At 71.7% G+C, this 12098-nt stretch carries 9 protein-coding genes, 2 pseudogenes and 1 riboswitch; of the genes and pseudogenes, 5 read left to right on the top strand and 6 right to left on the bottom strand.

Going from position 1 to position 12098, the window contains the following annotated elements:
* A pseudogene (locus tag KUM49_RS03860) lies at nt 1–806 on the bottom strand (tetratricopeptide repeat protein); the annotation flags it as partial.
* A gap of 269 nt (nt 807–1075) precedes the next feature.
* On the opposite strand from KUM49_RS03860, the gene KUM49_RS03865 reads away from it, so the two are divergent.
* The 3 genes from KUM49_RS03865 (at nt 1076) to KUM49_RS03875 (ending at nt 3491) form a co-directional block, all read left to right on the top strand.
* Nucleotides 1076–1618 (top strand): DUF6668 family protein, encoded by a 543-nt coding sequence (locus KUM49_RS03865; protein ID WP_217235245.1) that lies wholly within the window; start codon nt 1076–1078, stop codon nt 1616–1618.
* Between the two features lie 62 nt (nt 1619–1680).
* Nucleotides 1681–2862 (top strand): amidase, encoded by a 1182-nt coding sequence (locus KUM49_RS03870; protein WP_217235246.1) that lies wholly within the window; start codon nt 1681–1683, stop codon nt 2860–2862.
* A 44-nt stretch (nt 2863–2906) separates the two neighbouring features.
* Nucleotides 2907–3491 (top strand): flavodoxin family protein, encoded by a 585-nt coding sequence (locus KUM49_RS03875; RefSeq protein WP_217235247.1) that lies wholly within the window; start codon nt 2907–2909, stop codon nt 3489–3491.
* Between the two features lie 48 nt (nt 3492–3539).
* On the opposite strand, the gene KUM49_RS03880 is transcribed toward KUM49_RS03875, so the two are convergent.
* The 5 genes from KUM49_RS03880 to KUM49_RS03900 form a co-directional block, all read right to left on the bottom strand.
* Nucleotides 3540–4412, bottom strand: coding sequence for an ABC transporter permease (locus tag KUM49_RS03880; protein ID WP_217235248.1), 873 nt, complete (start codon nt 4410–4412; stop codon nt 3540–3542).
* A complete protein-coding gene (locus KUM49_RS03885) occupies nt 4399–5382 on the bottom strand; it encodes an ABC transporter ATP-binding protein (RefSeq protein WP_217235249.1) in 984 nt (327 codons plus the stop codon). The genes KUM49_RS03880 and KUM49_RS03885 overlap by 14 nt, the downstream gene beginning before the upstream one ends.
* A gap of 10 nt (nt 5383–5392) precedes the next feature.
* On the bottom strand, nt 5393–6616 hold the full coding sequence (locus tag KUM49_RS03890; RefSeq protein ID WP_217235250.1) for a DUF2092 domain-containing protein: 1224 nt from the start codon (nt 6614–6616) through the stop codon (nt 5393–5395).
* A gap of 247 nt (nt 6617–6863) precedes the next feature.
* The gene (locus KUM49_RS03895; RefSeq protein ID WP_217235251.1) at nt 6864–7805 is read right to left on the bottom strand and encodes a CHRD domain-containing protein; all 942 of its coding nucleotides are present in this window, start codon (nt 7803–7805) and stop codon (nt 6864–6866) included.
* A 120-nt stretch (nt 7806–7925) separates the two neighbouring features.
* Nucleotides 7926–8936, bottom strand: coding sequence for a polyprenyl synthetase family protein (locus KUM49_RS03900; RefSeq protein ID WP_217235252.1), 1011 nt, complete (start codon nt 8934–8936; stop codon nt 7926–7928).
* A 207-nt stretch (nt 8937–9143) separates the two neighbouring features.
* Here KUM49_RS03900 and KUM49_RS03905 point away from each other — a divergent pair.
* Nucleotides 9144–9498 (top strand): annotated as a pseudogene (locus KUM49_RS03905) (MFS transporter); the annotation flags it as partial.
* Between the two features lie 143 nt (nt 9499–9641).
* Nucleotides 9642–11654: a CocE/NonD family hydrolase gene (locus tag KUM49_RS03910; protein WP_217235253.1), complete on the top strand. Its 2013-nt coding sequence runs from the start codon at nt 9642–9644 to the stop codon at nt 11652–11654.
* Between the two features lie 281 nt (nt 11655–11935).
* A riboswitch (cyclic di-AMP (ydaO/yuaA leader) is annotated at nt 11936–12098 on the top strand.

Raw genomic sequence — 12098 nt, forward strand, 5'->3', positions numbered from 1 at the left:
TAGCCGGTCGGCGGGGAGTACCCGGCCGACTGCGACACACCGGTGGGGGGCACCTCATCGGCGGGGGGCAACTGCCCGGCTGCGGGCGGGAACACGGTGGTGGCCGTGCCCTCCGGTGCCTCGGGCTCGGCAGCCGCCTCCGGAGAAAAGCCCGGGACCGCCGCGTCGCCCGGCTCCGCCTCCGGAACCGCTCGCATCCGGAACGTGGGAACCGCGTCCCGCACGGGTTCGTCGACCGGCCGTAGAAGATGCGTGGGCAGGTCGTGGCGGGGCTGCGGCTGCGCCGCGGCCGCGAGGTCGTCGGAGGAAGCCGACGGACCGGCCGGCACGAACGGACCGGCCGGCGGCGCGGGCACGCCGGACCCGCCGGACCCGCCGGCCTCCCCCGCCCCCGATGCCGATGCCGATGCCGGAGTCTGCGTCCTCGACCCCGACACCGACCCCTCGGAGTCGACCCCCGCGCCAGACTCCCGCTCCACCTGCGGAGCCAGCGCTGTCGGGTCCGCTGTGAAGCGGCTCGCGCCGTCCGGGTCGACCTGGAGGGGGACGACGTAACCGATGCGCTCGTCGTGGATCGTGGCGAGGACGGCGTGGCCGGTGCTGGAGGCGATGTGGTGCAGGTGGGTGAGGACGGTCTGCTGGACCTCCTCACCGGGGGCCGCGACGATCCGTACGCCATCGACCCACGCCGCGCCCGCGCCCGTACCGGACGCCGGGACGTGGACGTCGATCGATGCCGCTGCCGGGGCGGCCGGGGCCGCGGCGTGCTGCTGGTCCCGCTTCTTGTCGCGGCTGAGTCGAGCCATCGGTTCCCTCACTCGGATGCGTCGGGGAGTCGCCGGGCGACGCGTTCGGATTCCATGGTGCTCCCTCCCGCCGCCGGTCTTCCGCACCCTCAGCGCAAGATCCGGTGGTACACGTACTGTCGAGTCTCTCCGCTCGCTCACGGTTCTCACGTCACCGCGACGTCACAGACTCGTTCCAGGAACTCATGCCTCGTCAGGACAGGTTCGGGATGCCGTGCGTGTCGCCGGGTAGCAGCGGGGTGTCCGGGTTGACGAGGGAGGTCGTGGGCATGCGGACGGACGCGGAGGCGGGCGTACTGACGGAGAAGCGGCGAGGGCCCGAGATCTGGCTCCGCGGACCGGTGGCCGCACCGCAGAGCGGGTGGCCGCCGGAGCCCGCCCACGTCTCCGCCACACCCCGGCGCCACTCCTTCGTGGGCGTGCACGGCGGTGCCGGGACCACGACCCTCGCCACCGTCTACGGCGGCCACGACTGCGGACGCGACTGGCCGGGCCCGGCCGACCCCAGGTCGGTTCTCCTCGTCGCCCGTACGCACGCGTCCGGGCTCAGCGCCGCCCAGCGCACCCTGGAACTCTTCCGGCAGCGCGGGACTCCGCCCGGCCTCGACCTCGACGCCGTCGTCCTGGTCGCCGACGCGCCCGGCCGGCTGCCGCGCCCTCTCGCCCAGCGGATCAAGGCCATCGAGTCGGTCATCGGCGTGCACCGCGTGCCCTGGGTGGCGGACTGGCGTCTTGGCGACCTGAGCGGGGCGCCGCCGCGCGGCACCGAGGCGCTGACCCGCCTCACGGGGGCGGCGGGCCGGTCCCACTGACGTCGGGTGAGCCGAGCGCCTTGCCGCTCACCGCACTCACCCGTATTGCGGACAATCGCCGTATGACAGCCGCCGGGTCCGCGAACCGCTTCTTCCCCTCCGACTTCGCCGCGCTCTCCGCGCAGGAGACCGCGGCCGCCGTACGGTCGCGTGCGCTGCGTGCTGTCGACGTGGTCGCGGCGGCGCTGGAGCGGATCGGTCGGCTGGACCCGCAGTTGTGCGCGTTCGTCGAGGTGTGGGGCGAGGAGGCGTTGCGGCGGGCGGGGGAGGTGGACGGGCGGGTCGCGGCGGGTGAGGGGCTGCCGTTGGCCGGGGTGCCGATCGGGGTGAAGGGCCGGCGCGGGCTGCGTACGGCGGCTCCGCTGCTGGCGGCCGGGTGTGTGGCGGTGGGTGCGACGGCCGTGCCCGGTCCCGGAACTCCCTGGCAGACCTGGGGACTTGGCGCCCGTGGCCGTACCGTCAACCCCTGGCGGGCCGACCGTACGCCGGGTGGCTCCTCGGCCGGGTCGGCCGCCGCGGTGGCCGCCGGGCTGGTGCCGCTCGCGACCGGGAGCGACGGGGCGGGGTCGGTGCGGATCCCGGCGGCGTGGTGCGGTGTGCTGGGGCTGAAGGTCACGGGCGGACGGCTGCCGACGGCCGACCGTACGGGACTCACGGCGCCCGGCGTGCTGACCCGGTGCGCCTCGGACGCGGCGGCGTACTGGCAGGTGGTCTCGGGTGACGCCCCGAGGCCGGGCGGCCGAGCGGCCGCCACCGCCGTCTGGTCCCCCGACCTCGGCTTCGCCGGCCCCGACCCGGACATCGTGGCGGTCGCCCACGCCGCGGCCGTACGCCTCACGGAAGCGGGCGCCCTGCGGCTCGTACGGCCCTCCGTGCCCCTCCGCCTCGAAGACCCGGCCCCGGCCTGGCTCGCCCTCCGGTCTCCCGGCGCGGAGCCCGCCTCCGCCCACCGCGTCCGCGCGGAGAACGACCGCCGTCTGGCCGCCCTCTTCGCCGACGCGGAGTTGCTGCTGACCCCGACGACCCCCAACCCGCCGCACGGCCACGAAGGTCCCGGCGACCGCTACTCGACCGCTCTGACCTGGGCGTTCAACCTGAGCGGGCACCCGGCGGCCAGCATCCCGGCGGGGTTCGGCGGCGACGGGTGTCCGGTCGGGCTGCAGATCGTGGCACCGCACGGGCGGGAGGACCTGCTGCTCCGGACGGTCGCGCACATTGCCCCCATTGCTTGCGTACGCATATAATGCATACGCATGATGTTGTCGCACGCCGACCACTGGGGGACCCCATGACCCGCCGCTTCCTGTTCGTCCTCGGCAGCAGCCGCACCGAGAGCAACACCGAGATGCTGGCCCGCAGGGCCGCCGAGCAACTTCCCACCGACGTCGAGCAGCAGTGGATCAGCCTCGCCGAGCATCCGCTGCCCGACTACGTGGACCTGCGGCACGACAGCGACCACACCCGTCCGACGGAGGGCAACGCAGCACTGCTGCTCGACGCGACGCTCGCGGCGACGGACATCGTGATCGCGTCCCCGCTGTACTGGTACTCGGTCTCCGCCCCCGTCAAGCGCTACCTGGACTTCTGGGCGGGCTGGCTGCGCACCCCGGGCGTGGACTTCAAGGCCACGCTGGCCGGACGCACGCTGTGGGGCGTCACCGCGCTCGCGCACGAGGAGGGGGAGGTCGCCGACCCGCTGGTCGGCACGCTCAACAACTCGGCCGCCTACATGGGGATGCGCTTCGGCGGTGTGCTGCTCGGCAACGGCAGCAAGCCCGGTGACGTACTGAAGGACACCGGGGCGCTGACCCGCGCCAAGACGTTCTTCGCACGAGAGGCGCCGCTCGCGCGCTTCCCTTACGAGACGGAGTGACGGCCAGGAGACGGGGTGACGGGGTGACGGCTGCGTGCGGAGTGACCGCTAGGAGCCGATGTCCTTCGTCGTGAACCGCGCCCACGCCGCCGAGCCGAACACTGCCGCGTACAGGGCCTGCAGGCCGAGGTTCTTCATCAGGTCGTCCCAGTAGACCGGCTCGCGCATGAGGTCGGCGAAGGACAGCCAGTAGTGGGAGAAGAAGTACGGCTGGATCGCGTGCAGCTGGGGGATCTGGTCCAGGATCTGGATGGTGATCAGCAGGCCGACCGTGGTCGCCATCGCCGCGATACCACTGCTGGTCAGCGTCGAGACGAACAGGCCCAGGGCCGCCATGCCCACCAGTGACGCGGCGACGGCCAGAGCGATCAGCAGGGCTCTGCCCAGGCCCTCGGCGAAGCTGATCTGCGTGCCGGAGATGGTCGTCAGGTCACCCAGCGGGAAGAGCAGCGCCCCGACCGTCAGGGCCGAGACCGCGACGACCAGGGTGGCGAGCAGGCAGAAGGCCAGCACGGTCGCGTACTTGGTGAGCAGCAGGCGGGTGCGGCCGGCGGGTGCGACCAGGAGGTAGCGGAGGGTGCCCGCGCCCGCCTCGCCGGCGATCGAGTCACCGGCGATGACGCCGATGGCCATCGGCAGGAAGAACGGGAGCGTCGCGGCGAGCGCGGTGAAGACCAGGAACAGACCGTTGTTGGTGATCTGCGAGATGAACGCCGGGCCTCCGCCGCCGCCACCGCCGCCGGGCCCCGATCCGTCGCTCGTCTCCATCTTCACGGCGATCCCGACGAGGATCGGCACGGCGGCCAGCACGCCCAGCAGGGCGAGGGTGCGCCAGCGCCGGAAGGTGGTCCACAGCTCGTTGCGGAGGAACCCGAAGGTCCACAGCACGCTCGGCGTACGTACCGCTTCAGCCTGCGACATCGAAGCCCTCTCCCGTCAGCGCCACGAACGCGTCCTCCAGCGAGGCCCGTTCGACGCCGAAGCCGCGGACGCGGACGCCCGCCGCCACCAACGCGGCGTTCACCTCGGCCAGATCGCGGTCCTGGGGTGGCTCGGCGCTCACCCGGTCCTCGGCGATGACCACGTCGGCCGCGCCCTGCTCCTTCAGCGTCCGGGCCGCGTCCGCCGCATCGGGGGTCGTCACGACCAGCCGGCCGCGGGTGCCCGCCGCCAGGTCGGCCACCGGACCCTGGGTGATCAGACGGCCCTGGGCCATCACCGCCGCGTGCGTGCAGACCTGCTCGATCTCGTCGAGGAGGTGGGAGGAGAGGAAGACCGTCGTGCCGTCCGAGGCCAGCTCCCGGATCAGGGAACGGATCTCGCGCATGCCCTGCGGGTCGAGCCCGTTGGTCGGCTCGTCCAGGACGAGGAGCTTGCGGGGCTGGAGCAGCGCGGCGGCGAGGCCGAGCCGCTGCTTCATGCCGAGCGAGTACGCCTTCGCCTTCTTGCCGGCCGCCGCCGCGAGGCCTACCCGGTCCAGCGCCGCCGCGACGCGGGCGCGCCGGGTGCGCGGGTCGGCGGCCGGGTCGGCGGCGTCGTAGCGCAGCAGGTTGTCGCGGCCGGAGAGGAAGCCGTACAGGGCGGGTCCCTCGATGAGCGCGCCCACGTGCGGGAGGACCGCGCGCACCGAGCGCGGCATGGGCCGGCCCAGCACGTGGGCCGAGCCGGAGGTGGGCTCGATGAGGCCCATCAGCATGCGGATGGTGGTGGTCTTGCCGGAGCCGTTCGGACCGAGGAAGCCGAAGACGCTGTCCGCCGGGACGGTCAGGTCGAGACCGTCGACGGCGAGCTGCCCGCCCCGGTAGCGCTTGGTGAGGGCGCGGGTGACGATCACGCCGTCACCCGCGCCCTGCTGCTCCCGCTCCGGCTCCGTGGCCGGCGTTTCGCTCATGGCTGCCTTACTACCCGGCGTTCGCGGCCTTCACCAGGGCGTCCTTGGTGACCGCGCCGACATAGACCTTGCCGTCGTCGGTGATCAGCGCGTTGACCAGGCGGGTCGAGAAGACCGTGCCCGAGCCGAAGTCGCCGGTCACCTTGTCGCCGAGCGAGTCGAGGAAGCCGCCGAGGTCGCCGCCGGCGTCGGAGCCGGTGGGCATGCCCTCGCCGCCGCTGTCGAAGGTGGCGACCGAGTTCCAGCCCTCGCCCATGACCTTGAGGCCGTCGAGGCTCTTGCCGAGGTCTTCCTCGGGCTTCGCGCCTGCCCCGTCGTGCTTGCCGTGCGCACCGCGCCCGTCGTGCTCGATGGCATCGCCCTCGGTGACCTTCGCGCCCTTGGGCGGCGTGAAGTCGAACGTGGACGCGGCCGGCTTGGCGAAGCTGACCTGGGTGAAGCCGGCGTCGATGACGGCGGCGCCGCCGCTCGCCGGGGTCAGCGTGAACTTGAGCGGCAGCCCGGTCTTCGCGTCGACGGCCACGGTGATCTGGCCGACCGTGGACCCGGTGCCCTTGGGCTTGACGACGAGCCGGTAGGCGTCGCGGCCCGCGACCTGCGCGGTGCCGTCGACGGTCACGGAGGTGGTGTCGTCGACCGCCTTCAGGGCCTCCTCGGTGAGGTCCTTGGGTGTGGCCGGGACGTCCTTCTCCTTCTCGGCCGCCGCGCTGTCGGACGCGGTGGCGTGGTAGACCTCGTTGGACTTGCTGTCGTAGCCCCAGACGTCCTTGCCGTCGTGGATCACGCTGTACTCGGAGCCGCTCTCCAGCAGCGACAGCTTCTGCCGGTCGGGGCCGTCGGCCGCGACCCGCAGGGTGTGCGTGCCGGACGCGAGCTCGGTGAGCTTGGTGGACGGGTCGGCCGAGGAACCGCCGTCGTCCGGGCCCATGGCGCCGGAGGTCAGGCTGCTCTCCAGACCTCCGAGGTCGGGCAGTCCGAGGTCCGTGCTGATCTTCACCGTGCCGGACAGCTGCTCCACGTCCGAGGCGGCGATCTTCTCGATGAGTGCCTGTGCGCTGATCTTCGGCAGGTCGGGGTCGCCGGAGTCGGCGAGCGCCGGGACGAGCCCGATGGTCGCCGCCGCCACCCCCACCACCGCGACCGGGACGACGTACCGTGCGGCCCTGCGGCGCCCCGCGTGCCGGTCGTCGGCTTCCGCGGCGGTCGTGCTGTCGTCGGTTTCGTACGGTGCCATGTGTGCCTTACCTCCGTCGTCGGCGGCGGCTGCCCAACTCCCTTACGTCCACCCCGTAGCCGCCATTCTCACCCGAATCGGTGAGGAGTGGTGTTTCCCTGGTGTCCATCTGACCAAATCGGCCAGGAAGAAGCGTCAGACCCCGGACTCAACTCCACGTACACCTGCGGTATGACAAAGGGAGGCGGCGCCTCCCCCGACCCGTAGGGGTCGGGGTGCAGACGCCGCCCCCTCCGCGGTCGACGACTCAGCCGCGCAGGAACACGTAATCGGCCTGGTACGGCACGCCCACGATCGTGCCCGGCGTGCAGGAGCCGGCCGGGGCGACGCCGCCGACGGTGTTCAGCCGCAGGATCTCCGTGACGCCGGCGAACAGGCCGCGGTCCTTGCCGGACCGGGTGGCCCTGAGGTCGAGTTCGGGGATGTTGCCGTTCCCGTTGGGGGTTCGGGAGATGACCGCCCCGGTGACCGCGCTGCGGTCGGGCGCGATCCACTGCGGCGTACCGGAGTTGGGCTGCACGAAGGAGTGCGCGATGCCACCGCCGAGCACGGCGCTGACGTCCCGCTGGGCGAAGGCGGGTGAACCGCCCTCGACCGGCTTGCACTCGTAGATCTGCTTGCCCTTGTGGACGGAGGCCTGGAAGTTGTGCAGGGCGTCGCGGAAGTCGAAGGCGGCGACGGTGACCTTGTGGAGCTGGCCCCGGACGGCTCCGCCCGGGAACGCGGCGGTGTGCAGGTTGGCGTAGAAGGAGCCGGGGTCGGTCCTGAGGGCGTCGAGCAGTGCCGCGTCCTCGACCTTGACGGTGCCGGCGACGGTACGGCCCTTGCCGTTGCTCTTCAGGAGGCCGGTGAAGTCGATGCGGACGCCGCCGTTGGTGCCCTTGGCGCCCTGGTGGAGGTGGAGGGCGGTCGGTTTGTCGGTGCCGCGCCACTTGACGGCGACGGAGACCTGGTCGCCGTCGACCTTGACGAACTGGAGCGCTGCGCCGTCCTTGTCGCCGACGGCGGCTCCGCCCTCGACGGGCACCTCGTTGGCGCCCCTGAGGCTCGCGGCGAGGACGGTGCCGCCGCTGTCTTCGGCGGCGACGGCGGGAACCGTGGCGGCTGCGACACCGCCGACGGTGGTCAGGACGGCGGCGGTGAGGAGCAGGGTGGTACGGCGTTTCGCGAACGTCGTGCTCATGCCCATGATGGAGTTTTCTTCCCGTTGCGCAGCCGACACACCCTGCGTCAGCTTCTGGGCATGCATACGGGAGCGGTCTCACGCGGGATCAGTCCCGCGTGAGTGACCTGCGTCACTACCAGGCCGTCATCCGGCCCGGTGCACCACCGCTTCGCACATCTCCATCAGCGCGGCCTTCGCGTCGCACTCCCGCAGCGGAGCCAGTGCCGCCCGCGCGTCCTGCGCGTACCGGACCGTGTCCCGCCGCGCCTGCTCGAGCGCGGGATGCGCCCGCAGCTCCGCCAGCGCCTGCGCGTGCCGTGCGTCGTCGGTCAGGTCGGAGTCCAGCAGCTCGCACAGCGCGATGTCCTCGGCCAGCCCCAGGCGCTCCGCCCGCTCCCGCAGCCGCAGGACCGGAAGGGTCCGGATGCCCTCGCGCAGATCCGTGCCCGGCGTCTTCCCGGACTCGTGGGAGTCGGACGCGATGTCCAGGACGTCGTCCGCGAGCTGGAAGGCGACGCCCAGCCGCTCGCCGTACTGCGTCAGCACGTCGACGACCGTCTCGTCGGCGCCCGACATCATCGCGCCGAACCGGCACGCCACGGCCACCAGGGAGCCAGTCTTGCCGCCCAGCACGTCGAGGTAGTGCTCGACCGGGTCCCGTCCGTCCGTCGGGCCGGCCGTCTCCAGGATCTGCCCGGTGACCAGCCGTTCGAACGCCTCGGACTGGACCCGGACCGCCTCGGGGCCGAGGTCGGCGAGGATGTGCGAGGCGCGCGCGAACAGGAAGTCGCCGGTGAGGACGGCGACCGAGTTGCCCCAGCGGGCGTTGGCGCTGGCGACCCCGCGCCGCACCTCGGCCTCGTCCATCACGTCGTCGTGGTACAGCGTCGCCAGGTGGGTCAGCTCCACCACCACCGCCGACGGCACGATCCCCGGCGCATGGCGGTCCCCGAACTGGGCGGCAAGCATCACCAGCAGCGGCCGGAAGCGCTTTCCGCCCGCCCGCACCAGGTGCTGGGCGGCCTCCGTGATGAAGGGGACCTCACTCTTGGTGGCTTCGAGCAGTCCCTCCTCGACAGCCGCCAATCCGGCCTGGACATCGGCTTCCAGAGCCTGGTCCCGCACGCTCAGCCCGAACGGCCCGACGACGGTCACGAGGGGTCTCCTGTCTGCTGGTGTCCACTGGCGATTACACGGTTTGTCGATAGGTCGCTGCTATCACTCAAGTCAGCGTATCCGGTCACGTTTCGATCACCGATAGCGCCCGTCCGTCCAGCCCGGGCGGTATCGGATCACGACGGGTATGTTTTTGATCACTTGAAAAGAACGGATATCTATCGACTTACATGGAAGTAGTGGAGCGTGTCGCGAACCACTGTCGGTACCGAGCCCGGAAGCCGGCCGCCCCCCGAGGACGACGCCGCCTTCTTCGGCCGCCCGAAAGGCCTGCTCACCCTCTCCGGTCTCGAGGTCTGGGAACGCTTCTCGTTCCTCGGTATGCAGGCCATCCTCGTCCTCCACGTCGCCGACACGGTCGCGCGCGGCGACATGGGCATGTCGGCCGGAACCGCCGCCTTCGTCTCCGCCGCGTTCGGCACGCTCGTCCACCCCGCCTGCGGCCGGCTCGCCGACCGCAGGCTCGGCTCGCACCGCGCGGTCCTGTGGGGCGGCGCCCTGATCGCCTGCGGCCACTACTCCACGGCCGTCCCGACCATCGAGCCCGCCTACCTCGGCGTCAACCGGGCGACCGCGGTGGCCGCGGGTCTGGCGGTCGTGGCCGCGGGTCTGGCGGTCATGGCCGCGGCGCCGTGGCTGCGGCGCACCATGCACCCGGTCCACTGAACTCACGGGGTCACGCTCATGCACATCCGTACGTCCTTCCCCTACGAGACGACCCACGAGGACCTCCGCATCCCGCTGTCGGACGGGACCCTCCTCTACGCGCGCATGTGGCGTCCCCTCACGGACGAACCAGTACCCGCGATCCTCGAATACCTGCCCTACCGCCTGACCGACTGGACCGCGCCCCGCGACTGGCAACGCCATCCCTGGTACGCGGGCCACGGTTACGCCTCCGTACGAGTGGACGTGCGCGGACACGGCAACAGCGAGGGCATGCCCGGCGACGAGTACTCGGCGACGGAACTGGCCGACGGGGTCGCAGTCGTCAACTGGCTGGCGGCGCAGCCCTGGTGCGACGGCAAGGTCGGCATGTTCGGCATCTCCTGGGGCGGCTTCAACTCCCTCCGGATCGCGGCCCTCGCTCCCGAGCCGCTCAAGGCGATCGTCACGGTCTGCTCCACCGACGACCGCTATGACAACGACGTGCACTACATGGGAGGTTCCGTCCTCGCGGTGGACATGCACGCATGGGCGGCCACCATGCTGGCCTTCGTCTCCCGCCCGCCGGACCCGCGGTACGTCGGCGAGGGCTGGCGGGACATGTGGCTTCAGCGCCTGGAGGAGGTCGACCCCCTCATCCACACCTGGCTCGACCACCAGACGCGGGACCGTTACTGGCGCCACGGCAGCGTCTGCGAGGACTACGGCGCGATCGACGCCGCCGTCCTCGCGGTCGGCGGCTGGCACGACCCGTACCGCGACGCGGTCCTGCGCCTCGTCGAGCACCTGCCGGCCGACCGGGTCCGCGGCCTGATCGGCCCCTGGTCCCACCAGTACCCGGACCGCGGCCTGCCGCCCGGCCCGGCCATCGGCTTCCTCCAGGAGACGCTGCGCTGGTGGGACCACTGGCTCAAGGGCAAGGACACGGGCGCGATGTCGGAACCTCTCCTGCGCGCCTACGTCACCGACTCCCACCCCCCGGCCACGGTCTACGACACCCTTCCCGGCCGCTGGGTCGGCGAGCCGGCCTGGCCCTCCCCCAACGTCACGACGATCTCGTACGGCCTTCAGGGCGCCCCTTTCCTGGTCCGCTCCCCGCAGCACACGGGCATCGACGCCGGCCGTTTCCTCCCCGTCGGGAACGACGCCGACCTGCCGCCCGACCAGCGCGAGGAGGACGGCAGGTCGGTGTGCTTCGAGTTCGAAGCCGCCGAGGAGACCTGGGTGTTGGGGCGGCCGAGGGTACGGCTCAGGCTGACCTCCGAGGTGCCGCGCGGGCAGGTGATCGCCCGGGTCTGTGACGTCGCCCCGGACGACTCGTCGACCCTGGTCACCCGCGGCGTGCTGAACCTGTCGGCGCGGCAGGGGCGGGACCAGGTGGTGCCCTGGGAACCGGGTGTCACTCAGGACGTGGAGTTCGAGCTGAACGGCATCGGTCACGCCTTCCCGGCCGGCCACCGCATCCGCCTCTCGGTCTCCTCCGCGTACTGGCCGTGGATCTGGCCGCAGCCCGACTCGGCGGCGGGCTTCACACTGGACCCCGAGGGCAGCTTCCTCGAACTCCCGGTGCGGACCACGGAATCCGACTCCGGAACCGCCTCGGGCACCGGCATCACTTTCGAGGAACCGGAGCAGTCCGCGCCGCTGGGCGTCAATTCCCCGGTCACGCTGGACGAACCGCGACCGGAGCGGCTGGTCGTCCGCGATGTGGCCAAGGGTGAGTGGCGACTGGAGGTCGACCCGCGCCACGGCGGCACCCGCGTGTATCCCGACGGTCTGGAATGCACCGAGGAAGCGCTGGAGACGTACACGATCAACGAGTCGGACCCACTGTCGGCCCGGGCCCGCTCGGACTGGTCGGTCCGGCTGCACCGCCCGGAGCTCGCCTGGGACACGACGGTCCGTACCCGGTCGGAGCTCGGATGTGACGAAACGGGCTTTTTCGCCTCCAACGAGGTCATTTGCACGGACGGCGGCGAGGTGGTCTTCCACCGGACCTGGGAGAAGCGGATCCCACGGACGGCCGGTTGACTATGAGTTGGGCCTATTGCCCGATTTGGCGCGCTTGCGAAAGCGCGTGAATTGGGTCACTCGCGCCCCATTTCGGCCCCGCCGCCGCCGGCCCGCTTTCCGCCTTGCGCGGTGCGCCAGTTGAGTCTTGGCAACCGCAAAGGATCAAGCGCCCCATATGCCTCAGACCAAGGTCAACAGGTCGATGTGTGATTCCGCCACTTGTTACGGACATGTGCTCTCGCATACGTTCCGGGCCTGTCGGGCGGACGCCTAATCCTGCCGCCGCCCAACAGGACACTCATCGACCATCACCGCACGGCAGGAGCGGGGGAACCAGGTAAGTCGCCGTACCGGACTCACGCCGGTACGGCTAGGGGTGAAGTCGCGCCGCCTCACGGCGACGCGGCCGGGCAGCTCCCGCCCGAACCCGACAGCTCACCTCGTAGGCGCCGGAGAGGAACA

The sequence above is a fragment of the Streptomyces sp. AC555_RSS877 genome, from assembly GCF_019049245.1.
Lineage (GTDB): Bacteria > Actinomycetota > Actinomycetes > Streptomycetales > Streptomycetaceae > Streptomyces.

Coding starts and splice junctions, on each gene's coding strand:
- KUM49_RS03885 (WP_217235249.1), bottom strand. CDS start 5,382: ATGAGCGAAACGCCGGCCACGGAGCCGGAGCGGGAGCAGCAGGGCGCG.
- KUM49_RS03895 (WP_217235251.1), bottom strand. CDS start 7,805: ATGGGCATGAGCACGACGTTCGCGAAACGCCGTACCACCCTGCTCCTC.
- KUM49_RS03865 (WP_217235245.1), top strand. CDS start 1,076: ATGCGGACGGACGCGGAGGCGGGCGTACTGACGGAGAAGCGGCGAGGG.
- KUM49_RS03875 (WP_217235247.1), top strand. CDS start 2,907: ATGACCCGCCGCTTCCTGTTCGTCCTCGGCAGCAGCCGCACCGAGAGC.
- KUM49_RS03910 (WP_217235253.1), top strand. CDS start 9,642: ATGCACATCCGTACGTCCTTCCCCTACGAGACGACCCACGAGGACCTC.
- KUM49_RS03890 (WP_217235250.1), bottom strand. CDS start 6,616: ATGGCACCGTACGAAACCGACGACAGCACGACCGCCGCGGAAGCCGAC.
- KUM49_RS03870 (WP_217235246.1), top strand. CDS start 1,681: ATGACAGCCGCCGGGTCCGCGAACCGCTTCTTCCCCTCCGACTTCGCC.
- KUM49_RS03880 (WP_217235248.1), bottom strand. CDS start 4,412: ATGTCGCAGGCTGAAGCGGTACGTACGCCGAGCGTGCTGTGGACCTTC.